This window comes from Ligilactobacillus sp. WC1T17, from assembly GCA_900110005.1.
Lineage (GTDB): Bacteria > Bacillota > Bacilli > Lactobacillales > Lactobacillaceae > Ligilactobacillus > Ligilactobacillus ruminis_A.
Window position 1 is genome coordinate 21312 of the sequence record FOCC01000007.1, and the last position, 25005, is coordinate 46316.

A 25005-nucleotide genomic window follows, 5' to 3' on the forward strand; every position below is an offset into this window, starting at 1 on the left:
GAATTAAAAAAGAAAAAAGGAGATTTTTTATGAAACAAAAAATTACCGCGATTAAAGCTCAGCAGAAAAATAAGAACCGTTATAACATTTTTTTAGACGGCACCTATGCTTTTTCAGTGTCGGAAGATACTCTGATTAAATACCGGCTACTCAAAGGACGCGAACTGGATAAAGCTGACTTGGAAGCTATTTTTAAAGCTGATGACTTAGCCAAGGCTCTCGATTTCGCCTTGAACTACCTCAGTTATTCTTTGAGAACTGTTGCTGAAACGAAAAAGAAATTAGCCTCCTTAGACCTCGATGATGATCAAATAGAGCAAGTTTTACAAAAGCTGGCGCAAATGCACTTGCTCGATGACTTGGCTTATGCCAAAAGCTATACACGCACCATTGCTAAAACAAGTACAAATGGTCCTTTAAAAATTGCCTTGGCTCTCAAAAAAAAGGGCGTAAGTGCTAACGATATTGAAGATGGCCTCATGGAATACACCCCTGAAATGCAAAGAGTCAACGCCACCAAAGCCGCCAAAAAAGTCTTAAAAGCCGGTCAAAAACTTTCTTTTAACAAAACCATGCAAAAAATAACGCAAACCTTAATGCAAAAAGGTTTTTCAACTGATATTATTGCCCAAGTAAAAAAACAATTGGACTACCAAAAAGATGAAGAAGATGAATTAAGTGCTCTGCAAACTCAAGCCGAAAAGCTATGGCATAAAAATCAGCGGCTAGACCCCGTCAAAAGAAAGCTTAAAGTCAAAACAGCCCTTTTTCGCCAAGGCTTTTCACTAACTGATTGTGATCATATTTTAAATGAACTAATTCAAAAAGACGAAGTCGACTAGGACTTCGTCTTTTGGTTTATTTTTTCAAATAGTCGCTGGCTATAGGTCGTAATCGGATTAAATTTGGGGACAATCTGCCGGTAGATCATTTGTTCAAAGGCTGCATTAATAACACCACCAAAAATGATAAACCAACAGGTAAGACTCAGCCACAGCATCACCACAATAACTGTTCCAATGGCTCCATATCCCAAAAAAGAGCGGGCAAAAAGCTTAACACAAAATGAAAAAACCTGTGTCAAAAGCATCCAGCTGCCCGTAGCACAAATGGCGCCTGGAAAAAGGCAGCGCATATGCACTTTAGCATTTGGAATAAACCAATAAATCATCAGCATTATCAAGAAAATACCTATCACCGTTGTCGGCCATTTAACCTGCTCAAAGGTCTCAAGCCAACTTTGCGGCAGGTTTAACAAGGGTGTAACATAAGCCAACGCTTCCTGGCCGAAGCCGTAAATAATAAAGAACAACACAAAACAAAGGCCAAAAAAGCCCGTAAAAATAAAAGCCAAAAGACGCCGCGACAAAATATCCTGGCTATCAGCTACTCTGTAAGCCATATTTAAAACCCTTTTCATGGAATTAAAACCACGGCTGGCAGCCCAAACAGATAAAACCCCTGAAATTGAAGCTGCTTGCCCTGATGAGCCTTTGGTCAAATATTCAACAACATAAGGTTTTAAGGTCACATACACCGAATGCGGCAAGGCCATTTTAATGTAAGGCATAATAACATCCGGTTCTAAATGAAGCAAAGGCAACAAGTTGCCTACAAAGATCATCAGAGGGAACAAAGCCATTAAAGTATAATAAGCAATGACAATCGCTTCATTATTAATATTGGCTTCATAAGATCTTTTAAAAACGTCCAATAAAAAAAGGCGCACACGCTTTAGTTCCTTATTCAAGTGTCTGCGCCCCCTTATTAATTCTTATCCGTGCTACTGCTACCTGCATCAGAAGAAGCCGAACTGGCATTGCTGGCTGAAGTAGCTGGCACTTTTAAAACTTGGCCTTCACTGATGGTTGCTGAATCTAAATCGTTAAGATCCATTAAAGTGGAAGTCGTCGTATGATATTTACTTGCAATGGTTGATAAATAATCGCCTGACTTCACTGTATATGTACTATAATCACTTTGGCTTTGAGCCGAACTCGAACTGGCACTAGCACTTGAACTGGCACTTGAGCTCGAACTAAGCTTGCTACTTGAAGAAGCCGACTTTGAACTGGCTTTTTTAGTCTTGCTGGAGCTGCTTGCTTCATGGTATACACCATATTTTTCACGCGCAATCGATTGCTGTTTTTTGTACTCGCTTTTTTGAATGGCCGCATTATCTCCCATTGCTAAAGCGATTTTATCTTGTCCAAAATCACTCTTAAAAAATAAGATTAGCACTAAAGCAAGAACAACAACTGCTAAAGTTATGGATAAAAGTTTGATAACGTTTTTTTTGTGATGATGTTTGGTATGTTCAGCCACAATTCGTCCCCCCATTATGTCATTTTAGCGAAGCTTTCTTTACTATCATACTATAAAAAAAATATTTTGTGTACTAAAAATAAAAAAAGCTAGGAAAAATCCTAGCTTTAATTTATTTCAGCTTTTTAGCCAAATCTTTGATATATTGCTTCAAATCGTCTTTAACTTCTGGATGACGCAAACCAAATTCAATTGAAGTCTTAAGATAACCAAACTTATAGCCGACATCATAACGCTGACCTTTAAATTCGTGAGCAAAAACTCTTTGAATCTTATTTAAGCGGTCAATGGCATCCGTCAATTGAATTTCATTACCAGCACCTGGTTTTTGTGTTTCCAGCATATCAAAAATTTCTGGAGTTAACAAATAGCGGCCGATGATTGCTAAATCAGATGGGGCTTTGTCAACGGCAGGTTTTTCGACAAATTGTTTAACATCAAAAAGTCCTGGACGTGTTTCAGCAGCTGGGTCGATAACCCCATACTTATTAACTTCTTCATGCGGCACTTTCATAACCGCTAAAGTAGAAGCATGTGTTTCAGCGTAGCGATCCATCAATTGTTTAGTCAAAGGAACCTTATCTTCCATCAAGTCATCGCCCAACATGACCACAAATGGTTCGTCGCCAACAAAATCTTTAGCCATCAAAACCGCATCACCTAACCCACGTGGATGGGATTGGCGGATAAAGTAAAGGTTGATATCCGTTGTTTGTTGAACTAAACGCAACAATTCGGTTTTACCTTTTTCCTTTAAGTTTTGTTCCAATTCAGGCACAGAATCAAAGTGGTCTTCAATGGGGCGCTTCCCCTTACCGGTAACAACTAAAATATCTTCAATACCGGATTTCTTAGCCTCTTCAACAATATATTGAATCGTCGGTTTATCGATAATCGGAAGCATTTCTTTGGCCAAGGCCTTTGTAGCAGGTAAAAAGCGTGTACCTAAGCCAGCTGCAGGGATGACAGCTTTTCTTACTCTTTTTTGGTTTTCCATAAGTAAACCCCTTTTAAAATTAATTTACGTCAACCTGATACAGATTGAACATCTAATATAGATTATATCATTATAATCTATATTTACAAGCTAATTCGTAATTTTTTAAGCAAATGCTTAAACAAACTTAAAAATACTCCTTGCTTAGCATTAAAATGCTTATTATTTGTGAAAATGGTACAAATACTTAGCATCCAATTCCGGATCTTGTGATGTTAAAATCTTAGGACCATCCTTAGTAATCACAATAGTATGTTCAAATTGGCAAGAAAGGCTGCCATCAGCTGTACGAGCAGTCCAGCCGTTAGGGTCATCCATTACTGCTTCCCAAGTTCCCATGTTAATCATAGGTTCAATCGTGATTGTCATCCCCTCACGCAAGCGGACACCTTTGCCTTTTTCACCATAGTGGGGGACGCTTGGACTTTCATGCATAGTCGGTCCAATACCATGGCCGATAAATTCACGGACATCACCATAGCCATTTTCATCTTCGGTGTAATGCTGAATAGCAGCCCCAATATCGCCAATACGGTTGCCTACTTGAGCTTGTTCAATGCCAAGATACATCGCTTTTTTAGTGACTTCCATGAGACGGTCAATTTCTGGAGTTGATTTGCCAACCACATATGACCAGCAAGAATCGCTCATTGCACCATGATAGTTAACAACTGTATCAACTTTAACTAAGTCACCATCTTTTAAAATAAGCCCTTTGCGGGGAAAACCATGGCAGATTTCATCATTGACACTGACACAAGTAGCATACTTGTAGCCTTCAAAACCAATTTGTTCAGCAATGGCTCCATGTTCTTTAAAATATTTGCGGGCAAATTTTTCAATTTCCCAGCTTGAAATACCCGGTTTGATAATATCGCGCAAACCAATGTGCATCCCAGCTAAAATAGCGCCGGATTTGGCCATTTCTTCAATTTCACGCGGTGATTTTAAGGTAATCATTTTTTTAGCCTCCAAATTTTTCTAATAACTACTCTATTATAACGCATTCCCTACAGATAGACTTACTTATTTATGATTTAGTACCTTGAAATCAAAATTTCTGATATAATTAATTTGTTAATTAAATTGGAAGAAGGTTTTCATATGGCAACAGCAAAAGTTGTTTTTGCAACAATTACCGGTAATAACGAAGACGTTGCTGATATCGTCGCACAAGAATTAGAAAAAAAGGGTGTTGATGTTTCTGTTGAAGAAATTTCCCAAGCTGATCCTAGCGATTTTGAAGATGTCGATATCTGCGTTATCTGTCCTTACACTTATGATGAAGGTGCTTTACCTGATGAAGGTTTAGATTTCTACGATGACTTGGAAGACGTTGATTTAACAGGTAAAATTTATGGGGTTGCCGGTTCTGGCGATACTTTCTATGGCGAATACTTTGGTGTAGCCATTGATGAGTTCGGCAAGAAATTAGCTGCTTCAGGTGCTACTAAAGGTGCTGAAAACGTTAAAATCAATTTAGCTCCCGACAGTGACGAAGATGTTCAAAAACTCGATGCCTTCGCCGATGCTTTAGTTGAAACTTACAATAATAAATAACAAAAAAAGAGCTGCTAACTAGCAGCTCTTTTTTTTAACCAGTATTCGAACATACATAGCACTAAAGCTAGTGTTAACCCCAAAAGCGTAAGTTTTTTCCCTAAGTCAAGGCCGTAAACGCGGTAATGCAATGCAATTTTATGCTTTCCTTTAGTTAATTTAAGGCCGACAAAAGCATGGTTCGTTTTTAACACCGCCACTTTTTTGCCGTCAACCCAAGCTTCCCATCCTTTGCTATAAGGAATCGTGCTGGTTAAAATCCCCGGGTGCTCTGTTGTTATTTTTCCTTGAACCTTATTTGTCGTAAATTTAACTTCTTTGAGCCGGTGATTTTGAATTTGGCTAACATCTTTTTGATAATCTCTTCCAAAAGGCAATGCAATTACCTCTAGGCTAAATTGATAATGCCCTAATTTTGACAGCGTCAAAGTTAAGGTGTTTGGTATTTTTTGCTTAAAAATACCCAAATTAAGCGTGCCATCAGATACTTGCTTATAAAATGATAAAGCACTTTGATCAGGCTGCTTAATCTTCTCACTGCCATAAGGGCTGGTAACCGTCAAAGTGTAGCTGATATCAGGTGTGCCTTGCAAAATATGGTAGCGCAAATATTTGTAATAAGCTAAGCGGGTATTTTGGGCTAAAATTCCCTGACTCAAGTCATTCGTCAAAGCCTTTTGCTCAATTTCAACTTGTTTTTTCAACGTATAAGGTGTATATTTAATGCCTTTAATTTCAACATGCAACTCACAATTTTTAGGCAATTTGCTGCGATCTAAAACGAGCTGATACGTCTCATTTTTGTCAGCCTTCTCTAAATCAAAACTGGATACTTGATTGCCACGACTGGAAATCAGCTGATACGGCACCCTAATAACTTGGGTTTTAAGCTGCGTTTGATCAATTCTTTCCAGACCTAAAGCAGCCTTTCGATTGACATAAACACCTTTAGCCAAAGCCCTTTCTTTTTGGCTGGCTGTCCAATAGCGGCTTTCTTTTTGGGTGATGACTTTATCTTGAAAGTATAACAAAGGAAAAGTATTTTGGTTACGGTAGCGTCTGGTTTGAACTGCTAAAGAAGCTTTACCATTCGGATCTGCCTGCTGCTGCGTCATTTTGTCGAGACTAAAACCATAAGGAATTTTTTTAGCATTAGGCTGATTAATCCGCATAAATAGATATTTAACCCCGAAAAAGTCATTTAAAATTGTACGGTCTGATACCTGTCCCAAAGGAATATTAGACTCATACTGGGTATTTTGCATGATTAAAGAAAAGTTACCCACATACTTATTTTGCAAAGAATAATAAGAATTTAGATAATATTGCGGATCATTTAAGGCATTATACATATGGTAATCGGAACCAAAAAAATAATTTTGGCTCAACGTCGAAACCCTGAAAAAATCTTTTTGTGTGCTTAAATCTTTCTCCAAGCCATCATAACGCCGCTTCGTTAACCGTTGATAAGATCCTAAGTCAAGCATTTCATTCGAATATCCTCCATTATAAGGAGCTTCAAAATAAACTGCATTTAAACAGACATTAGCCAACACTATCGTCAGTAAAATCCCGGATGCGTTTTTGACCTGACTGGTGTTGATGATATAGATAACCGCCCAAAAAATGATTAAAAAAATCACAGGAATAAAGAGGCGTTCATCGCTTTGAAAATAATATGTCAGCGCAATAACCGCTAAATATCCCAGCAAGCTTGCGGTAAATACTTTTAATTCTTTAGGTGTAATCTTTTGCAGATTTTGAACTAAAATAGCACAAGCCAAACTCACTGGCAAACATAACATCAAAGTCCAACGGTTAGACGGTGCCATAAAACCATTAAAGATTGCTCCAAAAGCTGGCAAAAGAAGCATTGCCAAGCTCAAAGCAAAAATAATTTTTAGAAGTGGATAATTTTTTTGCAAAAAAATATAAACCAGCGCAAAAAAAGCTAAGCTGCAAAAACCCAAGGCACTCCAAAAATAAAAGTCACGATTGCCCCCGTTAATCAATTGCGAAGGCAAAGCCAAATAATAATAAAGCGGATAAACTTTTAAGCCATTGGCAAATTGACTAGCCGACCGTGTCGAATTTAAGGTCGCATAAATTTCCGGCACCAGCATCACCGCTGAAGTCAACAAGGCCAAAATTGTGGTTTGACCCAATTTCATCAATTTATCTATGAACTTTTCATGGCGGTAATAAACTAAAAACCTCACCACCACAAAAATCATGGCACCCAGCCCCATCACATATGCAAAATAATAATTACTAATTAACATCCAGCAAAAAGCCAAATACAAGGGCCAAGCCGACCCACCTTGAAGCACCCGCTCCAATTGCACAATAATAACGGGAAAAATAATGAACGGCAAAGTAAAGAAAGGCTGCGCCACATTAGAATATAGCAAATATGCATTAAACAAATAAACCAGCGTTCCACACCAAATCGCTTTGGTTGATAATTGGTTAAAATGGCGGGCAAAATAAATAAAAGCAATTCCTGCAAAATACAAGCGCATCATTATTAAGAGCTGATATGCCCACACTAGTTGGCTTTGCTTAAAAAACAAAACCAAATAAGTAAAAACATCACCTATCAAATAATAAGAATAAACGGAAAAAGTATCTCCGCCTAAGCCTAAATGCCATGACCATTGTTCCAGCGGCTTGAAAGGATGGCTCAAAAAGGCCTTCAATACCTTTTGATAATGTTGCAATAAAGGCAAGTGCTGATTAGCACCATCTAGATGCCAAATCAAAGCATGGCCAGTGATATAGTAGGTTCCATAAACAAAAAGGGCCGCAATTAAAAATAATAAACTATAGCCTAGATATAAATGGCGGCGTTTTTGTTTTTCAAATGAAAACTGCACAAAAAAACCTCCCTTGTTTTCCGCTTATTATTGTACCTTAAAAAGGCTATCTAAGCGAAACTTTTAGGGAAGTTTAAGAATTTAACTAAAATCTTTTGGACGCTCGCCTAAACCGAAGTGGTAAGCAATAGCATCTAAAATCCTTTGGCAGGCCTTACCATCACCATAAGGATTTTTGGCCTGTGCCATTCTTTGGTATTGCTCCTGATCATCCAGCAATTTTTCCATTTGCTGTTTTACCTTGGTATAATCAGTCCCAACTAGAGCCAATGTCCCAGCCTTAACGCCTTCTGGTCTTTCCGTCGTGTCGCGTAAAACCAAGACCGGCTTATGCAAAGCAGGCGCCTCTTCTTGGACCCCGCCTGAATCTGACATAATAAAGTAGCTTTTAGCTTGTAAATTATGAAAATCAACCACATCTAACGGTTCAATTAAATGTACAGCTGAACAATTGTCAAAAACTTGGTGGGCAGCTTTTTGAACATTAGGACTTAAGTGAACTGGATAAACGACTTCGACATCATCGCGACTATTCACTACATCTAAAATCGCCTTAAATGTTGCCAGCATCTTTGGCCCTTGATTTTCCCGCCGGTGCATCGTCAATAAAATCAGCTTTTTATGCGGATCAAGTTCCTTAAAAATCGGATGCTCATAATCATCCCTAATTGTTTCATGCATGGCATCAATTGCGGTATTACCTGTCACAAAAATATTGCCTAAATCATGATGCTGCGCCAATAGGTTTTCTTTAGCTAAGGTTGTTGGTGCAAAATATAAATCGCATAAATCATCTGTCATCTGCCGGTTCATTTCTTCAGGATAAGGCGAGTATTTATCCCATGTTCTTAACCCTGCTTCCACATGACCGAGCGCCGTTTGGTTATAAAAGCCGGCTAAAGCAGCCGCAAAGGTTGTCGTTGTATCACCATGTACCAAAATCATATCAGGCTTAGCTTCTTTGATAACACAATCAAGTTTTAACAAAACGGCAGACGTAATTTCCTGCAAGGTTTGCCCTTGATGCATTAAATTGAGATCATAGTCTGGCTTAATTTTAAAAATTTCCAACGCCGAATCCAACATCTCGCGGTGCTGCGCGGTTACCGCAGTAATTTCTTCAAAACGCTTATCGGATTTTAACGCCAAAACCAAAGGAGCCATCTTAATGGCCTCTGGTCTGGTCCCAAAAACCGTCATTACTTTTATCTTATCCATAACGCCCTCTACTTAATCTTCGCCGATAATCCGGACTTCAGTTTCTAATTGCACTTGGAATTTATCAAAAACCACTGCTTGAACATGCTTAATTACTGCTTGATAATCAGCAGCCGTGGCATGGTTGATATTGACAATGAAACCGGCATGCTTTTTCGATACCTGAGCGCCGCCAATAGTAAAGCCCTGCAAACCGGCATCATGCACCAATTTACCGGTATAATGGCCAACAGGACGTTTAAATACACTTCCGCAGGACGGATACTCCAAAGGCTGTTTGGAAGCTCTCAAAAAGCTCAATTCTTCCATTCTAGCACGAATAGCTTTCTTATCGCCCGGTTTCAGCGTAAATGTCGCATCTAAAACAATATCACCTTCATCTTGCATTCGGCTGTGACGGTAGCCAAAATCAAGCTCGCTATTTTGATAAACAACAACATCGCCTTGGCGAGTTAAAACAGTTACTTGCAAAGCAACATCTTTAATTTCACCGCCATAAGCCCCGGCATTCATGAAAATAGCACCACCAACAGAACCTGGGATACCTGAAGCAAATTCAAATCCTGTTAATCCGGCTTCATAAGCAGCCTGAGTGGCATCTGCCAAGATTGCCCCGGCTTGAGCTGTTACCTGATTTTTTTCAATCTTGATTTGATTCATTCCCGTCAAAATCAGGACCATACCCCGAATACCGCCATCTTTAACAATGAGGTTGCTGGCATTACCGATGACAGTCAATGCTAAATGATTTTTTTGGGCAGCTAAGACGGCCTTTTTTACCTGGTTAACATCCGTTGGAAAGACAGCAAAATCAGCACATCCCCCTGTTTTAGTATAAGTATATTTACTCAGCGGCTCATTTTGTTTAACCACAATTTCCGCTAAATCAGTGTTAATCAATTCATTTATTTTTTCCATCTTATTGCTTCCTTATCAAGTTAATACATTGAGATTATAGCATACTACTTACCTAGTCCCAAGCTAAATTTGCTTTACAAATATCAATTCAGCACTATAAGAACCATTTTGCATCAAGAAAGCATTCGGAATTTTTCCAACCTGGCTAAATCCTAATTTTTGGTACAATTTGATAGCATTTTGATTATTTTCCATAACTGTCAGTTCTAATTGACTGACTCCATTATATCTGGCAAAAGACGCCATTTTGGTTAAAATTTGTGTGCCAAGGCCTAAATTCCAATATGGCTTGCGCACAGCCACAGCCACGGTAGCCCGGTGTTTGCTCTTATGCCGTAAGGAAAAAATCAGTTGTCCCATTCCTAAAATATTTCCGCCTTCTTTAGCTATTAAAAAAAGATTTTTTTTCGATTTATCAAGCGTCATCAGCCAATATTTGACTTCGTTAACGCTTTTCATTGTTTCAGCTGAACTTTTTGATAAAAATTCTGTTTCCTGGGTAATATTTTGAAAAAAATGCATGACTTCCAAGGCATCCTTTTCAGCTGCCTTGGCAAACGTCACTTCACGTCCATCCTTTAAAAAAAGATTTGTATTAGGATATTCCACCTTGTCACCCCCGTTTTTTTAATCGTACCACTTCAAAAAGTAGAGTTCAAATGTGGTCAATGAATGGTATAATGAGCTAATATATATTAAGGAGGAATTTCAATGGATTTTGTTGCTTTTGATTTTGAAACAGCCAGCCCTAAACGCAACAGTGCTTGTTCTTTAGCGCTAACTGTAGTGCAAAACAACCAAGTTGTTGATGAATTATATTCTTTAATAAATCCTAAAACTCAATTTAGCCCATTTAATATTCAAATCCATGGCATCACGCCTGACATGGTCCAAAATGCACCTACTTTTAGCGAATTATGGCCCCATATTGCCAACTTCTTTACCGCTGACAAACTAGTCGTCGCCCATAATGCTCCCTTTGATTGCAGCGTTTTAAATAAAACGTTAACTAACCTTGAGATGAAAGTGCCGCATTTTAACGTCTTAGACACTGTTAAAACTAGCAAAAGCTTATATGCCAACCGCGGCTTTAAAGACAACAAACTTAACACTTTATGCGCTAATTTAGGAATTGACTTAAGACAACATCATAATGCTATGTACGATAGCCGGGCCTGTGCTGAAATCTTATTAAATCAGCTAAAAGAATTTGGTTTTGAAAATCTGAAACCTTTTATTAAAACTTATCCAAAAAAATAAAGGCTGGTTAAAACCAGCCTTTATTATTTAATTACATGGTATTCTTTCATCAATTCTTCAATGTAAGTTCCCTTAATTTTACTCATAAAGCCCTTAACCGCCGTTTTTTCAGGCCAAGACAAATCTAGTTCATCTAATGACTTTTGATCATTAAGGTAGTAAAAAGCGTTAAGCATCATTCGAACATCAAAGACCGAGCCAAACACTTCAGGTACACCCCGGTCAACATTAAGCAAAGTATAAACAGCTTCCATAGCAGTTCTGACCGAATATTCCGTTGTAAAGACGGTATCCCGTGGTGTTTCAGCATAGTTGCCAATAAAAGCTAAATTCTTGCAATGTTTTGGCACTACCAAAGGACGGTCCCCATTTGCTCTTGGCATAAAATAAGTCGTAATGTATGGCATGTGGCAAGGAATCGTTGAAGCATCTTGAGAAATGGCTTTGATTTCATTTTCAGGTACACCCATATGATAAAGCCATTCTTCACATAATTCCATACCGGTACATTCATCAGGACGTTTTTCGATATAATTACCAATCCGGTCGGTAAACAGTGGATAAAGCCAAACCACAAGTTCATTTGGTTGTTGCGCCTTAAAATGAGGCTGCCGGCTGATTGAATATCCCAAAGACCAATTTGAATCTTTGATACTGGTTGGCCCGCTGGAAACAATCGAACCACTGTAAGGATCTTTTTTATTAACACGTTCGATATATTTGGCTACGCGCGAATCTTTAAAAGTGATTGTCGCCGAAACCGTCCAGTTGGCATCCGGAATATGCTTGCAGAATTTATCAGGATGACCAAAGGCTTCATCTTGAGCAGCTAAATTCTCCCATAATTGCCAGCTGGCGCCGAGTTCATGGGTCACCGGAGCTGCATGGTCATTATCCCCATAAGTTGTACTTTCTGTAATGGACCCGTTTGTTACAAAGACTAAATCATTTTCCGTCAATTCAAGCGCTTTTTCTTCGCCGGCCACCGTCATTTCAATTTTTTTAGCTACTTTATCACTGCCGGTCCGGTTAACGATGATATTGGTTACTACCGTATCATATCTGAAATTGACCCCGTGTTCTTTTAAATAAGCCACGATTGGCATAATCAACGATTCATATTGATTATATTTGGTAAAGCGCAAAGACGAAAGATTTTTCAAGGTTCCGACATGCTGAACAAACCGCATTAAATAACGACGCATTTCCATGGCGCTTGCCCAAGGTTCAAAAGCAAACATTGTCCGCCAATACAGCCAGAAATTTGATTTGAAGAACTCGTCATCAAAGACCTGGTCAATTTGAACATCTTGCAACTTATCTTCAGGTGTTAAAATCAGTTTGATAATTTCTTTAATCGCCTTTTTAGACAGCGTTAATTGCCCATCATCAGGAATTTCTTGTCCTTGGTGATAGATGACTCTGGTCTTAGCAAAACAAGGATCTTCTTTATTGAGCCAATAAAATTCATCTAAAATGGAATGTTCTGGATTTTCCAGCGATGGAATCGATCTAAATAAATCCCACAATACTTCAAAATGTGGTTCCATTTCGCGTCCACCCCGAATGATATAGCCAAGACGCTCATTTTTAATCCCATCCATACTGCCACCTGGAAGAGATAATTCTTCTAACAAATGAATTTTAGCTCCATCCATTTGACCATCACGAATCAAAAAAACAGCTGTTGATAAAGCCGCTAAGCCGCTGCCCACAATATAAGCCGATTTATTTTCGACACCTGCTGGTTTCTTGGGACGGGCAAAAGCTTCATAATTACCATTAGAATAATACATAGCATAGCCTTCTTTCTTGAAAACGCTTTTTTACAGTTACATTATAAAACTTACCACAAACCTTTTAAAGTCATTGTCTGCTACAATTAACGTTATTTGTCACATAAAAAAAGAGGATTAATCCTCTTTTTTTAACGGGAAATCTGTTCTTTAGTGACATTGGCACTGGCCTTTTCCGCTGGGCTTTTTTCCATAAAATCATACGTATCGCGTGCAATAACTAATTCTTCATTCGTCATAATCCGCATCACTTTAACCTTGGAATCAGGTGTGGAAATAAAGACATTTTTACCAAAGGTATCGTTGTTATCACGATCTTCTTTAATACCTAAATAAGCTAAATCTTTCATGACTTTACTTCTAAATGACCAGGAATTTTCGCCAATCCCAGCCGTAAAGACAATCCCGTCAACTCCCTGCAGTTCAGCAATATATTGCCCAATATATTTAATGACATTTTTTTCAAAAATATCAAATGCTAGTTGAGCACGCTTATTGCCTTCTTCAGCGGCTTTTTCAACATCCCGCATATCCTCTGAAACACCGGAAATGCCCAAAAGGCCGGATTTATTATTTAAAATGTCAATCATTTCATTGATATCTTTAATATCAGAATTATTCATCACATATTGCAAAGCCGAAGGGTCAACATCCCCTGACCGCTTAGCCATCGTTAAACCGGCTAAAGGCGTAAAGCCCATTGAGGTATCAAAAGATTTACCGTCTTTAATCGCCGTAATTGAAGCTCCAGCACCTAAATGGCAGGTAATTAATTTTAAATCAGCTAAAGGCTTTTGCATCATCTTGGCAGCTTCTTTAGCTACATATTCATGACTGGTACCATGGGCACCATACCGGCGGATACTATATTTTTCATACCATTCATAAGGGACACTGTAAAGATAATTTTTGGCAGGCATTCCCTGATGAAAGGCCGTATCAGCAACAACTACCGAAATTGCATTTGGCAGTAATTTTCTAAATAAACGGATTCCTAAAGCTGCAGCGGGGTTGTGTAAGGGTGCTAACTTAGACAATTCACGCACCTTTTCGGCGACTTCATCATTAACCAGCATCGGTGCTTTAATATATTCGCCCCCAGCCACAACGCGATGACCTACGCCTTGAAGTTCGCTAAAATCTTTGATAATTTCAAGTTTTTTCAAAAAGACCAGCATAATCCCAATGGCATCTTCGTGATCTTTAATATCACGAATATCTTTAAATTTTTGACCATCCCATTTAATGGTGGTGACCGACTTCTTTAAACCAATCCGTTCAATCATACCCGAAGCTAAAACCTGTTCAGCTGGCATGTCAAATAATTTAAACTTAATACTAGAACTCCCTGAATTAACTGAAAGAACTTTTACCATTGTAATCACCTCAATTTAAAGTTTACGCCGGCACTACAAATCAACATCTTAATCGTTATCGTTAATTCGAATTCAAACCAGCTTTATTTCTTAACAATACTTATCATAACACATTTTGGAGAAAGCGGTTACATTTTTAAATGAAAAATTTTTTTATATATAAACTTGCTTTAGCTAAATAAAAGCTCTATACTAGTTTTGTTAGCTATCTAACGATTTAAAGGAGGTGTAATCATGGATACTATCACTTACGGCAAACTTTTGCACTTAGCCAGCAATACTTTGATTCGCCAAATGAATCAATTGGCTAAAAAATATGACCTGACTGGTGTCCAGATGCTCGTTATCGATTTTTTAGCCCATAAGGTAAATCAACAAGCTTACCAGCAGGAAATCGAAAATGAATTTAGCATTAAGCGCTCAACCACCACGACCATGCTGCAGCGGATGGAAAATAAAAAACTCATCGTCAGGGTCAGTCATGACAGTGATAAAAGGCAAAAAGTCGTTAAATTAACGCCAGAAGCCTTAAAGCTGCTGCCAGTGGTTACCCACCATATCGAACGTTCTGAGGCTAACTTAATCAGTGATTTCACGCCCTCAGAACAAGCTTTAATTAAACGTTTTTTATTAAATATCATTGAGAGGAAATAAATATTGTATGTCGTCAGAAAAAATACCTAAAAAAGTTATTTTAGCCGTTATTGCCACCGGTATTATGTCACTATGCGGCGTTTTAGTTGAAACGTCAATGAATATTGCTTTTCCAACCTTGATGACGGAGTTTAAAATTTCAACCAGCACCGTACAATGGATGACATCAATCTATCTTTTAATTGTAGCTATTATTGTACCTTTATCAGCCGTTTTAAAGAGTTCTTTTAAAACCAAACAGCTTTTTTTATGCGCTAATCTTTGTTTTATTTTAGGCTTACTGGTTGATACCTTGGCGCCTAACTTTTATTTGCTACTTTTAGGACGTGCTATTCAAGGTGTGGGCACTGGGATTGCTTTGCCTTTGATGTTTAACATTATCATGGAACAAGTGCCTAAGTCTCGCGTCGGTTTTATGATGGGGCTAGGCAATATGATTACAGGTATTGCTCCTGCTTTAGGCCCTACTTTAGGCGGACTTGTCGTCACCAGTATCGGTTGGCGGTATGTTTTCATTCTTTTGCTGCCTTTGCTTGTCTTATCGCTTTTTTGGGGCCTGTACGGGATTGAGCAAAAGTCACCCATCGTCAAACAAAAAGTTGACCTACCAAGTTTTGCGCTTATCGCCCTGATTTTCTCCAGTTTGGTTTACGGCTTTAGCAACCTCAGCAGCCAGCCTCTTTTCAGTTGGCAGGTGCTGTATATTTTATTGATTGGCTTAGCCGGTATCATTGCTTTAATTTTCAGAACAAATCAGCTGGAAGTGCCGATTTTAAATTTAAAATTGCTCAAAAACATCCGTTTCAGTGCCCATGTCTTAGGATTTTTCCTAACCCAAATTTTATCATTATCCTTTGCCTTTTTATTGCCTAATTACATTCAACTTGTTAATCACAATACGGCTTTAGTCGCTGGAATGCTGGTTTTCCCAGCCGGTATCATAGGCGCTTTCTTTGGTCCTTTGGGCGGACAATTATTTGACCGGTACGGAGCCCGCAAACCGATTCTTTTGGGTATTAGCATGTGTCTTTTGGTCATCTTGGCTTTTTATGTGAAAGGATTGACCATCTCAAATACCTTTATTGCCGTGGTTTATATCTTTTATATGGCCGGCATGGGTATGACGATGGGAACGGTTATGACTAACGCCTTAGGCCAATTAGACATTAAGCAAATCACCCAGGGTAATGCTATTATGAACACCTTGCAGCAATTTGCGGGAGCTATGGGGACTTCTTTAGCTGCTACCATTGTTAACGAAGGGCAAAATGATCTCACTAAAACAGCCGGGACCATGCTGGGGACCCACCACGCCTTTTTATTTATGCTGATTATCGTTATTATCATTTGGCTAACTTACTTTATCTTTATTAAAAAGCCAAGCCAAGACTAAAAAAGATGCGCTCGTTTCGAGCGCATCTTTTTTTATAATGTTTCAATTAAGCTTTGGTAGCGAGCTCCATGGGGCTCAAAAATCAAAGTTCGCTTATTATCATCGTGTTCATCTTTTTTTAAATGAATCACTAAATATTCCGCTGGTAATTCATCGCTGACAAATTGTGACCATTCCACCACACTAACACCATCACCATCAAAATATTCTTCTAAGCCTAAATCTTGCCCACCGGTTTCTTCCAAGCGGTAAACATCCATATGATATAAAGGCAAGCGTCCTGTATGATATTCTCTAATCAAAGTGAAGGTTGGACTTTTAATATTTTTATGAATATCAAGTCCCAAAGCCAACCCCTTGGTAAAAGTTGTCTTACCAGCGCCTAAATCTCCATCTAATAAGATAACATCCCCCGCTTGCAAGCCTAAAGCTAATTTTTGGGCGATAGCTTGAGTTTGTTTTTCATTTTCAACGACAAATTCCATCTTATTATTATCCTTCCAAAGTTTGTGCAGCCGTAATTAAGGCCACTTGGTAAACATCCTTAGTTGAGCATCCTCTTGATAAATCAGAAACAGGAGCATTCAAGCCTTGTAAAATAGGTCCCACAGCATCAAAATGACCTAACCGTTGGGCAATCTTATAACCGATATTTCCTGACTGTAATTCTGGGAAAACAAAAACATTGGCTTGGCCGGCAACTGCTGAGTCAGGCGCTTTCTTTTGAGATACTGCTGGAACAAAGGCCGCATCAAATTGCAATTCACCATCGATTTGTTCATCCGGCGCCATTTCTTTGGCTAATTTCGTTGCTTCTTGAACCTTAGTCACTTCGTCTGATTTAGCTGAACCCATCGTTGAAAAGCTTAATAAGGCTACTTTGGGCTCAATGTCAAATAACCGCGCAGCTTTGGCTGATTCAACTGCAATTTCAGCTAAAGTTTGAGCATCTGGGTTAATATTAATTGCGCAATCAGCAAAGTAATACCGTTCTTCACCCCGGCTCATGATGAAAGCTCCACTAGTTCGTTTAACCCCAGGCTTGGTCTTAATGATTTGCAAAGCTGGACGCACAGTATCCCCGGTTGGATGAATTGCGCCTGAAACTAAGCCATCAGCCTGGTGCAAATAAACCATCATCGTACCGAAATAGTTGACATCTTTTAACATGGTCAAGGCTTGTTCACGCGTATTTTTACCCTTGCGTCTTTGTACAAAAGCTTCAACCATTGCATCAAAATCACTTTCAGGATAGGTATTAGGATCAATTGTCAATATATTTGCCGGCACAGAGCCCTCATTAGCCTGTTCAATCACATCTTTAGCGCCTAAAATAATCGGCTTAACTAAACCATCTTCAGCTAATTTAACGGCTGCTTTAACAACACGGCTGTCATTTCCTTCAGGGAAAACCAATGTAATACCCTTGCCGGCAATTTTTTGCTTCAAACTTTCAAATAAATCCATGTTCTGACACCTCTGTCTAAAAATTTATTTCAAATCAACTTTCTCTGGCAGCTGCCAATCAATTGGCTCTTCTCCCATTGCTGCTAGTGCTTCATTTGTTTTCGAAAAAGGCTTCGACCCAAAAAAGCCCCGGTGAGCTGATAAAGGGCTGGGGTGGGCCGACATTAACACAATATTTCGACTAGTATCAATGAGCTTGACCTTATTTTGAGCCGCTCTGCCCCACAAGATAAAGATTACCGGTTTAGGCCGCTGTGATAAAGCTTTGATAGCTGCATCTGTCAGCTGTTCCCAGCCTTGACCTTTATGTGAAAAAGCCTGACCATTTCTTACAGTCAAAACCGAGTTTAACAGTAAAACACCTTGCTTAGCCCAACTTTCCAAATAGCCGTGATTAACAGGTTTAATCCCCAAATCATCTGCTAATTCTTGATAGATATTGCGTAAAGATGGTGGAATAGCAACACCTGGCAAAACCGAAAAACTCAGTCCATGAGCTTGATTGGGTTCATGATATGGATCTTGACCTAAAATCACAACTTTCACCTTAGAAAAAGGTGTCAGCTTAAAAGCTTCAAAAATATGGAACATATCCGGATGAATGTCATAGTGGGCATATTCATATTTCAAAAAATTATGCAATTTAGCATAATAAGCTGAATTAAATTCAGGCTCCAAGATTTGTTGCCAATCGTTATCAATTAATGTCTTCAAATTAAGCACCTCAGCTATATTTTACCACAATGTTAATTGTTTCACAGAGATATTTATCAGCTTAATTCAAGGCTTGCTAGTCGTTTTTAAAATGTTTTCATGGTAAAATAGTAACTGATAGACGAATATAAAGGAGGGAACAGCTGTTATTAAAATAAAGCGGCCAGTCAATAGCCCCTGCTATCTGTGCTAGCACTGCGGAAAAAGTGCTAATCTAGGTTAATTTTACCTTGATTTTGCTTCTTTATTTTTAACAACAGTACTTTCAATGATTCAACTGATTGCATCCGATATGGACGGAACTTTTTTGAATGACGAAATGGTAATTTCTCCCGGCAACGCCAACGCAGTTAAACATGCACAAGCAAAAGGCATTCCCTTTGTTGTGTCAACCGGACGTTCTAAAGAAGAAATTTTGCCACTGCTCAAAGCAGCCGGCATTACCTGTCCGATGATTACACTCAACGGCGCTTTGGTTTTTGACCAGGATGAGAAATTAATTAGCTCAGCTGCTTTAACTGATGCTTTAGCTGCTAAATTAATTTTATTCCTGCATAAACAAGGCCTCTACTTTGAAGTTACTACGAATAATGGTGTTTACTCCGATAACAAAGCTAAGCGCATTGAAAATTTTGCAGATCTTTTAAGCAGCACTAGTGCTGATACACCTTACAAATTAGCCGTTACCCTTGCTTCGGCACGTATGGAATTGATGAATATCAATTATGTTGATGATTATATGGAACTTGTCAACGACCCTAAGATTGTGATTTGCAAAATTGTCGCTTTCAGTCCGGAAGGCCGTCGTGTCTTAATGCCAATTAAAGATGAACTGGCGGTTAACCAAAACTTAGTTATTACTTCGTCTGGTCCAGGCAACATTGAAATTAATCACGTTAATGCCCAAAAGGGTATTGCTGTAAGCCGTTTTGCTGATAGTTTGAACATTTTAATGGACAACGTTATGGCATTTGGTGATAACAACAACGATGTTTCAATGTTGAAATTAGCCGGGTATAGTTACGCTGTCGCCAACGCAACTAATGAAGTTAAGCAAACTGCCCGTTACTTAACTGATAGTAATGATGAAGATGGTGTTGGCAAAGCCATCGAAAAAATGTTATAAATTTATTTTATTAAGTTTAGGCTGATTAGAATCGAGGTGCTTTTTGTGCGCAAACTATATTCGCACCGCAATAGCTTATCTATGCGCGGTACAACTGCCATCAAGGATGAGCATGACAAAGATGTTTATCTCATTAATGGCCGGTGGGGAATGCACGCCGATGTCATGTCAGTTTATGACCCTTTAGGTAATTTAGAAGCCGAAATTAAGCAAAAATCGCTCGGGATGCTGCCAAAATTCGCCTTATATTATCACCGTCAATATGCCGGTTCTTTACGTCGCTACTACGGTGTCAGCCGTGAAATGCTTTTTGTTAAAGGGCTGAACTGGCTGATTTTAGGCAATTTACTGACCTTTAAGTATAAAGTTTATCATGGTCGCGAATGCATTATGACAATTAATGAAGTTGAATTGGCTAGCGGTTCTTACTTGGAATTTACGATTGCACATCAAGAAGATGAAGCCTTGCTGCTATGTGTGGTTGCTATTTTAGATTATTGGGCCAAAACCGGCCAGCGCAAAAAAGAACGTTTACAAATTATTAAAGCCAACCTTGCTTTTAATTAGCTAAGAGAGAAAGGAACCTTACAATTGATTATCCGTCAAGCAGAAGAAGACGACGCCCAGCAGATTGTGGCACTATTCCACCTTATTTTAAAAGAAATGGAGGTGCCTTTGCTTAAGCAAACTGATGCTGACAGTCTGAAAAAAGCTCTTAGTTTATCTTTTAAAACTAAAGAATGCCGCCAGACTCTAGCTCAGACAATCGTCGCTGAAATTGACGGCGAGGTAGCCGGAATTGCTTTTGGTTATCCAAATGAAAATGATGCCAAAGTTGATTCTTTACTCTGCCGTTATTTTCCTAAAGTCGGTCTTCAAGCGCGCGACAGTATTTATGACCAAGATGCTAATGAATTACCCAATGAATGGTATTTAGACTCCTTGGTTGTAGCGCCCAAATTCCGTGGCAAGGGGATTGGAACAGCTTTGCTGAAAAGACTGCCACAAGTTGCTCGTACTGAAAGTAAATTTAAAATTGGGCTCGATGTTGATTTTAGCAATCCTAAGGCCGAACACCTTTATCGCAAAATCGGTTTTCGCGGTGTTAAAACGTGTGTCATTGACCACCATAAATATAAACACTTGCAGGTGGCTATCTAAAAAAAGCTGTGGTTTAAACCACAGCTTTTTTTAATTCATAATTTTAACAGTTACAGTTCGTCTACCCCAAGCATTAGCCTGTGCTACCGTAGCAAAATGCAAATCAATAACATTGCCTGAAATAGCCGCCCCGGTATCACCGGCAATACTTAACCCATAACCTGAAACCCAAATAATACTACCTAAAGGAATCACACTGGGATCAACTGCTACACAACTAGGATTATTCTTTAAGTTAATCCCCGTAGCCGAATACGTACCCAAGCCATTTTGCGATACCGAATAACCTGTTGCCGTCATCGTCAGTGTTTTAGCGCCACTGACATTTAATGCCGTCGTAGCAACTGTTTTGGCTTGTGTCGTCACTTTTGCTTGAGCTTGGTCCTTAACCTGAGCAGCCGCTTGAGGAGCCTTGGCCTTGGCTTGATCCAGGGCCTTTTTTTGTGCAGCTTCAATCGCTTCAGCCTGCTTTTTGCGGTCAGCCAATTGTGATATTTCTTTTTGTCCATTAGCAATTTTGGTCTTCAAGGCTGTTAATTGCTGGTTAAGCTTATTTTTTTGCAATGTCACTTGATTCGTTTGTTGATTTAACGTTTTTTGATAAGTTTGCAAATTATTTTCAGCATGCTTAATCGTCACAATATTAGCTTTCAAAGCATCAATACTGTCATTATAAACACTTTGCAAGCGTTGCAAAGCAATAAACGTTCCTACCCATTGAGTTAAACTGGTTGATTTTTCTAAAACAGCTAAACTGCTATTAGTACCCTGTCTTGCTTGCAGCTGGCGCATTCTTGCCTTAACATCTTTAACGCGCATCTTTTTTTCCAAGTTAGCCTGCTTAAGCTGCTTTTTAGTTGCTGAAATCTTTGCTTGTGTAGCCTGTTGTTGTCCTTCTAATTGGGACAATTTTTGATATATTTGATTAATTTGGCTCATTTTGGTCGTTAATTCATTTGAATTTTGATCTAATTCTTGTTTTACGGCTTCCTGCTTTTTTTGAATTTCCGCCACAGAATCTCCTAAGACAGCAATATTAGCAGTTTGAAAAACCAAAATAAATGTCGCTAGAATTAACAGCATTTGTTTTAAAAATTTCATTAATTATCCCCCTCAATCTAAGTATACCTATTTCTAGATTGCGTGAGATATCAGATAAATTACAAAGCTATTGCTAAAATTTATTTTGTTATCCAATTGTAACAAAATGCTTAAAAGCTCACATTGTCCGCCCTATGATGCATAAAAAAGACCGCAAATCCTTATTTGCAGCCTTTTGTTTTAACGAAAATTTTTCAATGTTCGCCGGATTTCACGCTCCTGATCTCGTCGTTTAATGGTCTCCCGTTTGTCATATTCATGTTTACCTGATGCCACCCCAATTAAAACTTTAGCAAAACCGTTTTTAAGGTAAACTTTCAAGGGAACTAGTGTAATACCTTTTTGAGAGGTTTTCTGTCCTAATTGGAGAATCTGCTTTTTATGCAAAAGTAATTTGCGCCGACGCAAAGGATCATGGTTAAAACGGTTTCCAGCGGTATACTCAGCAATATGCACATTTTCTAACCATGCTTCGCCGTTTTTTATTTGGGCAAAGCCGTCTTTTAAAGTAACCCGTCCCTCACGCACCGATTTAATCTCTGTTCCGGTTAAAACGAGACCAGCTTCAACTGTTTCTAAAACGTTATAATCATGGCGCGCCTTCTTATTTTGGGCTAAAGGCCGGTCTTTTTGTACTTGTTTAGCCATCGCCACCGCTCCTTTTATTTACGTCTTTGACCGCGCCTATTTTGTTTACGGTCTTTGTAGTAAGGTTTTTTGTCTTTGCCGTCAGAATGCTTATTGAAACGGCGGTTGCCACCTTTGTGAAATTTTTTGGAATCTTTTTTATCCTTATTGTCACGACGACGGTGTGGTAGTTCAGGTAATTCAACACCATCTAATAAATCGGTCTTAGGTGCCTTATCAAGGTCAAGCAATTTAAAGTTGATTTCTTTTTGTTCAACATTGACATCAACTAATTTAACTCGAACCGGTTGACCAATGCGATAAGTTTTCTTGGTCCGCCGACCAACCAAAGCCATATGTTTTTCAACAAAGACATAGAAATCATCACCAATTTCGCTGATGTGGATTAACCCTTCAACTGTATTTTCCAGTTCCACAAACATGCCGAATTTAGTTACAGAACTTACCATCGCATTAAATTCTTCACCAACGTGATCAGCCATGTATTCAGCCTTCTTCATAGCATCTGTATCACGTTCAGCATCAATTGCGCGTCGTTCCATTTGGGAACTGTGGGTCGCAATTTCAGGCAATTGGTCTTTAAACAAGGCTTGCGCTTTTTCACCCAACCCATGTTCCAAGTAGTAATGAGCCATGCGGTGCACCATCAAATCAGGATAACGCCTGATTGGTGAAGTAAAGTGGGTATAATCAGTTGCTGCAATCCCAAAGTGGCCTAAAGGATCTGGGGAATACTTTGCCTGTTGCATCGACCGTAGCAACATTACAGATACCACAGCTTCTTCGGGACGCCCCGCAACCTTCTTCAAAATCCCCTGCAACATTTTAGGAGTGACATTGTTGGCTGAACCGGTTGCTTCAACCCCAATCGCTGACAGTAATTCAAAAAACTTTTTAATTTTTTCTTCTTTAGGCGTTTCGTGAATCCGATATAAGAAAGGCACATGAGCATTTTTAAAGTGCGCTGCGACCGTTTCATTAGCTGCCAGCATAAATGATTCAACCATTCGTTCACTGGTTCCACGGTGGCGCAATTCAATATCCACTGCATGACCATTTTCATCAACGATGATTTTAGCTTCATTTTCTTCAAATTCAATGGCCCCACGCCGCTTACGCATCTTTAATAAGATTTTATGCAATTCGCCCATTGTTTCAAACATTGGGACTAATTCTTGATAACGTTCCATGGTCTTTTGATCATGAGACTCCAAAATCTTATTGATGGCAATATAGGTCATCCGTTCAGTGGTTTTAATCACACTTGGATAAATTTCATGGTTAACAATTTCACCATCAGGCGTAATTTCCATATCGCATGATAATGCTAAACGATCAACTTTCGGATTCAAAGAGCAGATGCCATTGGACAATTTAGCCGGTAACATTGGGATAACCCGATCCGTTAAATAAACGGAGGTTCCGCGTTCAAAAGCTTCTTTATCAAGCGGCGTCCCTGGTGTTACATAGTGGGAAACATCGGCAATATGTACCCCTAAGTGGTAGTTGCCGTTTGGCAATTTCCAAGCAGTAACTGCATCATCCAAATCTTTAGATTCTATTGCATCAATAGTGACTAATTTTTGATTGCGGATATCACGGCGTCCTTCCATTTCTTCAGGAGTCACATAATCGGGAATTTGGTTGATTTCGTCCATTACTTCATCGGGAAATTCAGTCGGAATGTTATGTTGATAGACAACTTGTAAAATGTCAATTCCAGGATCATTAACGTTCCCGATAACTCTCACCGCAACGCCTTTTAAAATGCCCGGCACATGCGGATCAGGATAAGCCGTAATATCAGCTAAAACTACTTCACCTTCAACCGGGTGCAAACCTTTGTCTTCCAACAAAAATTTATAGGCAGCTAATTTTTTATCTTTTAAGTGAATCTCGCCAATAATGCCTTCAGGGTAGTTTGTATCAGGGTCAATTTTAACTGAACCAACGACCTGTGTTAAATTATGTTCGATAATTGCACAAACTTTACCTTCAGGACGCTTGCCAACTTCAGGATCACCTGGTGTCAGCATTTCTACTTCAACCTCATCACCATTTAAAGCTGACAAGGTTTGGGTAGGATTAATAAAGAAATCCGGTTCTTCCGGATCAACCGTTACAAAACCAAAACCACGATCATTAGCATGGAAAATACCCGTAAATTTTGGTAAAGAATTATCTTTAGCTAAAGTAAAAGCTCCATTTTGATTTAAAACAATCTGCTTGTCGTGTTCCATTTGGGCAATTGCTTGAACCACAAATTTAAATGAAACACTGTCATTCATCTTTAATTCATCAGCTAATTCATGCACTGTAAATTCTTGGCTGGGATTTGCTTTAAAATATTCTAGTAGTTTTTCAATAATCTTATCTTTTTCCATTGCTGTCCTCGTTTTCGTCGTATTCTTGTCG

At 38.9% G+C, this 25005-nt stretch carries 24 protein-coding genes; 8 read left to right on the top strand and 16 right to left on the bottom strand.

Annotated elements, in window-relative coordinates:
- The first annotated feature begins 29 nt into the window (after window positions 1-29).
- The gene (gene recX / locus BMX26_RS05465; RefSeq protein WP_075530457.1) at window positions 30-842 is read left to right on the top strand and encodes a recombination regulator RecX; all 813 of its coding nucleotides are present in this window, start codon (window positions 30-32) and stop codon (window positions 840-842) included.
- Here recX and BMX26_RS05470 read toward each other — a convergent pair.
- The 4 genes from BMX26_RS05470 to map form a co-directional block, all read right to left on the bottom strand.
- Window positions 839-1750, bottom strand: a complete 912-nt coding sequence (locus BMX26_RS05470; protein ID WP_075530458.1) for a YihY/virulence factor BrkB family protein — start codon at window positions 1748-1750, stop codon at window positions 839-841. The two genes, recX and BMX26_RS05470, sit on opposite strands and share 4 nt — an antisense overlap.
- 17 nt (window positions 1751-1767) lie before the next feature.
- Window positions 1768-2325, bottom strand: coding sequence for a LysM peptidoglycan-binding domain-containing protein (locus BMX26_RS05475; protein WP_075530459.1), 558 nt, complete (start codon window positions 2323-2325; stop codon window positions 1768-1770).
- 112 nt (window positions 2326-2437) lie between these two features.
- Window positions 2438-3322 carry a UTP--glucose-1-phosphate uridylyltransferase GalU gene (galU, locus tag BMX26_RS05480; protein ID WP_075530460.1) on the bottom strand — a complete coding sequence of 295 codons (885 nt, stop codon included), beginning with the start codon at window positions 3320-3322 and terminating at the stop codon, window positions 2438-2440.
- 162 nt (window positions 3323-3484) lie between these two features.
- Entirely contained in the window at window positions 3485-4282 is a 798-nt protein-coding gene (gene map, locus BMX26_RS05485; protein WP_075530461.1) for a type I methionyl aminopeptidase, read from the bottom strand.
- A gap of 144 nt (window positions 4283-4426) precedes the next feature.
- On the opposite strand from map, the gene BMX26_RS05490 reads away from it, so the two are divergent.
- Window positions 4427-4882 carry a flavodoxin gene (locus BMX26_RS05490; RefSeq protein WP_075530462.1) on the top strand — a complete coding sequence of 152 codons (456 nt, stop codon included), beginning with the start codon at window positions 4427-4429 and terminating at the stop codon, window positions 4880-4882.
- A 14-nt stretch (window positions 4883-4896) separates the two neighbouring features.
- Here the strand turns inward: BMX26_RS05490 and BMX26_RS05495 are convergent, their stop codons facing one another.
- From BMX26_RS05495 to BMX26_RS05510, 4 genes are all read right to left on the bottom strand, one after another.
- Entirely contained in the window at window positions 4897-7758 is a 2862-nt protein-coding gene (locus BMX26_RS05495) for a YfhO family protein (protein ID WP_075530463.1), read from the bottom strand.
- Between the two features lie 81 nt (window positions 7759-7839).
- Window positions 7840-8976 (bottom strand): non-hydrolyzing UDP-N-acetylglucosamine 2-epimerase, encoded by a 1137-nt coding sequence (wecB, locus tag BMX26_RS05500; protein ID WP_075530464.1) that lies wholly within the window; start codon window positions 8974-8976, stop codon window positions 7840-7842.
- A gap of 12 nt (window positions 8977-8988) precedes the next feature.
- Window positions 8989-9894, bottom strand: a complete 906-nt coding sequence (gene murB / locus BMX26_RS05505; protein ID WP_075530465.1) for a UDP-N-acetylmuramate dehydrogenase — start codon at window positions 9892-9894, stop codon at window positions 8989-8991.
- A gap of 63 nt (window positions 9895-9957) precedes the next feature.
- Window positions 9958-10503: a GNAT family N-acetyltransferase gene (locus BMX26_RS05510; RefSeq protein WP_075530466.1), complete on the bottom strand. Its 546-nt coding sequence runs from the start codon at window positions 10501-10503 to the stop codon at window positions 9958-9960.
- Between the two features lie 102 nt (window positions 10504-10605).
- Here BMX26_RS05510 and BMX26_RS05515 point away from each other — a divergent pair, with 102 nt between their 5' ends.
- A complete protein-coding gene (locus BMX26_RS05515; RefSeq protein WP_075530467.1) occupies window positions 10606-11154 on the top strand; it encodes a 3'-5' exonuclease in 549 nt (182 codons plus the stop codon).
- 23 nt (window positions 11155-11177) lie between these two features.
- Here the strand turns inward: BMX26_RS05515 and BMX26_RS05520 are convergent, their stop codons facing one another.
- Both BMX26_RS05520 and BMX26_RS05525 read right to left on the bottom strand, forming a co-directional pair.
- Window positions 11178-12950 (bottom strand): oleate hydratase, encoded by a 1773-nt coding sequence (locus BMX26_RS05520; protein ID WP_075530468.1) that lies wholly within the window; start codon window positions 12948-12950, stop codon window positions 11178-11180.
- Window positions 12951-13081: 131 nt separating this feature from the next.
- Entirely contained in the window at window positions 13082-14326 is a 1245-nt protein-coding gene (locus BMX26_RS05525; protein WP_075530469.1) for an acetate/propionate family kinase, read from the bottom strand.
- 234 nt (window positions 14327-14560) lie between these two features.
- On the opposite strand from BMX26_RS05525, the gene BMX26_RS05530 reads away from it, so the two are divergent.
- Together BMX26_RS05530 and BMX26_RS05535 are read left to right on the top strand one after the other, a co-directional pair.
- Window positions 14561-14980, top strand: coding sequence for a MarR family winged helix-turn-helix transcriptional regulator (locus tag BMX26_RS05530; RefSeq protein WP_075530470.1), 420 nt, complete (start codon window positions 14561-14563; stop codon window positions 14978-14980).
- A 7-nt stretch (window positions 14981-14987) separates the two neighbouring features.
- Window positions 14988-16373, top strand: coding sequence for a DHA2 family efflux MFS transporter permease subunit (locus BMX26_RS05535; RefSeq protein ID WP_075530471.1), 1386 nt, complete (start codon window positions 14988-14990; stop codon window positions 16371-16373).
- 32 nt (window positions 16374-16405) lie between these two features.
- On the opposite strand, the gene tsaE is transcribed toward BMX26_RS05535, so the two are convergent.
- The 3 genes from tsaE to BMX26_RS05550 are packed head-to-tail and all read right to left on the bottom strand — an operon-like array spanning window position 16406 to window position 18554.
- Window positions 16406-16858 (bottom strand): tRNA (adenosine(37)-N6)-threonylcarbamoyltransferase complex ATPase subunit type 1 TsaE, encoded by a 453-nt coding sequence (gene tsaE / locus BMX26_RS05540; protein WP_075530472.1) that lies wholly within the window; start codon window positions 16856-16858, stop codon window positions 16406-16408.
- 7 nt (window positions 16859-16865) lie between these two features.
- Entirely contained in the window at window positions 16866-17840 is a 975-nt protein-coding gene (gene pta, locus BMX26_RS05545; protein WP_075530473.1) for a phosphate acetyltransferase, read from the bottom strand.
- Window positions 17841-17864: 24 nt separating this feature from the next.
- Entirely contained in the window at window positions 17865-18554 is a 690-nt protein-coding gene (locus BMX26_RS05550; RefSeq protein ID WP_075530474.1) for a uracil-DNA glycosylase, read from the bottom strand.
- A 268-nt stretch (window positions 18555-18822) separates the two neighbouring features.
- On the opposite strand from BMX26_RS05550, the gene BMX26_RS05555 reads away from it, so the two are divergent.
- From BMX26_RS05555 to BMX26_RS05565, 3 genes are read left to right on the top strand one after another with little or no spacing between them, the layout of a single operon-like run.
- A complete protein-coding gene (locus BMX26_RS05555) occupies window positions 18823-19680 on the top strand; it encodes a Cof-type HAD-IIB family hydrolase (protein ID WP_075530475.1) in 858 nt (285 codons plus the stop codon).
- A gap of 45 nt (window positions 19681-19725) precedes the next feature.
- A complete protein-coding gene (locus tag BMX26_RS05560; RefSeq protein ID WP_075530476.1) occupies window positions 19726-20247 on the top strand; it encodes an LURP-one-related/scramblase family protein in 522 nt (173 codons plus the stop codon).
- A 24-nt stretch (window positions 20248-20271) separates the two neighbouring features.
- On the top strand, window positions 20272-20841 hold the full coding sequence (locus BMX26_RS05565; RefSeq protein WP_075530477.1) for a GNAT family N-acetyltransferase: 570 nt from the start codon (window positions 20272-20274) through the stop codon (window positions 20839-20841).
- Between the two features lie 30 nt (window positions 20842-20871).
- Here the strand turns inward: BMX26_RS05565 and BMX26_RS05570 are convergent, their stop codons facing one another.
- From BMX26_RS05570 to rnr, 3 genes are all read right to left on the bottom strand, one after another.
- Window positions 20872-21942: a 3D domain-containing protein gene (locus BMX26_RS05570; protein ID WP_075530478.1), complete on the bottom strand. Its 1071-nt coding sequence runs from the start codon at window positions 21940-21942 to the stop codon at window positions 20872-20874.
- Between the two features lie 180 nt (window positions 21943-22122).
- Window positions 22123-22590 carry an SsrA-binding protein SmpB gene (gene smpB / locus BMX26_RS05575; RefSeq protein WP_075530479.1) on the bottom strand — a complete coding sequence of 156 codons (468 nt, stop codon included), beginning with the start codon at window positions 22588-22590 and terminating at the stop codon, window positions 22123-22125.
- A gap of 14 nt (window positions 22591-22604) precedes the next feature.
- Entirely contained in the window at window positions 22605-24974 is a 2370-nt protein-coding gene (gene rnr / locus BMX26_RS05580) for a ribonuclease R (RefSeq protein ID WP_075530480.1), read from the bottom strand.
- Window positions 24975-25005 lie beyond the last annotated feature (31 nt).

Bases quoted from the DNA above. Each gene is read 5' to 3' on its own strand.
- recX (WP_075530457.1), top strand. From the start codon at position 30: ATGAAACAAAAAATTACCGCGATTAAAGCTCAGCAGAAAAATAAGAAC.
- galU (WP_075530460.1), bottom strand. From the start codon at position 3,322: ATGGAAAACCAAAAAAGAGTAAGAAAAGCTGTCATCCCTGCAGCTGGC.
- map (WP_075530461.1), bottom strand. From the start codon at position 4,282: ATGATTACCTTAAAATCACCGCGTGAAATTGAAGAAATGGCCAAATCC.
- BMX26_RS05490 (WP_075530462.1), top strand. From the start codon at position 4,427: ATGGCAACAGCAAAAGTTGTTTTTGCAACAATTACCGGTAATAACGAA.
- wecB (WP_075530464.1), bottom strand. From the start codon at position 8,976: ATGGATAAGATAAAAGTAATGACGGTTTTTGGGACCAGACCAGAGGCC.
- murB (WP_075530465.1), bottom strand. From the start codon at position 9,894: ATGGAAAAAATAAATGAATTGATTAACACTGATTTAGCGGAAATTGTG.
- BMX26_RS05515 (WP_075530467.1), top strand. From the start codon at position 10,606: ATGGATTTTGTTGCTTTTGATTTTGAAACAGCCAGCCCTAAACGCAAC.
- BMX26_RS05520 (WP_075530468.1), bottom strand. From the start codon at position 12,950: ATGTATTATTCTAATGGTAATTATGAAGCTTTTGCCCGTCCCAAGAAA.
- BMX26_RS05525 (WP_075530469.1), bottom strand. From the start codon at position 14,326: ATGGTAAAAGTTCTTTCAGTTAATTCAGGGAGTTCTAGTATTAAGTTT.
- BMX26_RS05530 (WP_075530470.1), top strand. From the start codon at position 14,561: ATGGATACTATCACTTACGGCAAACTTTTGCACTTAGCCAGCAATACT.
- BMX26_RS05535 (WP_075530471.1), top strand. From the start codon at position 14,988: ATGTCGTCAGAAAAAATACCTAAAAAAGTTATTTTAGCCGTTATTGCC.
- tsaE (WP_075530472.1), bottom strand. From the start codon at position 16,858: ATGGAATTTGTCGTTGAAAATGAAAAACAAACTCAAGCTATCGCCCAA.
- pta (WP_075530473.1), bottom strand. From the start codon at position 17,840: ATGGATTTATTTGAAAGTTTGAAGCAAAAAATTGCCGGCAAGGGTATT.
- BMX26_RS05555 (WP_075530475.1), top strand. From the start codon at position 18,823: ATGATTCAACTGATTGCATCCGATATGGACGGAACTTTTTTGAATGAC.
- BMX26_RS05570 (WP_075530478.1), bottom strand. From the start codon at position 21,942: ATGAAATTTTTAAAACAAATGCTGTTAATTCTAGCGACATTTATTTTG.
- smpB (WP_075530479.1), bottom strand. From the start codon at position 22,590: ATGGCTAAACAAGTACAAAAAGACCGGCCTTTAGCCCAAAATAAGAAG.
- rnr (WP_075530480.1), bottom strand. From the start codon at position 24,974: ATGGAAAAAGATAAGATTATTGAAAAACTACTAGAATATTTTAAAGCA.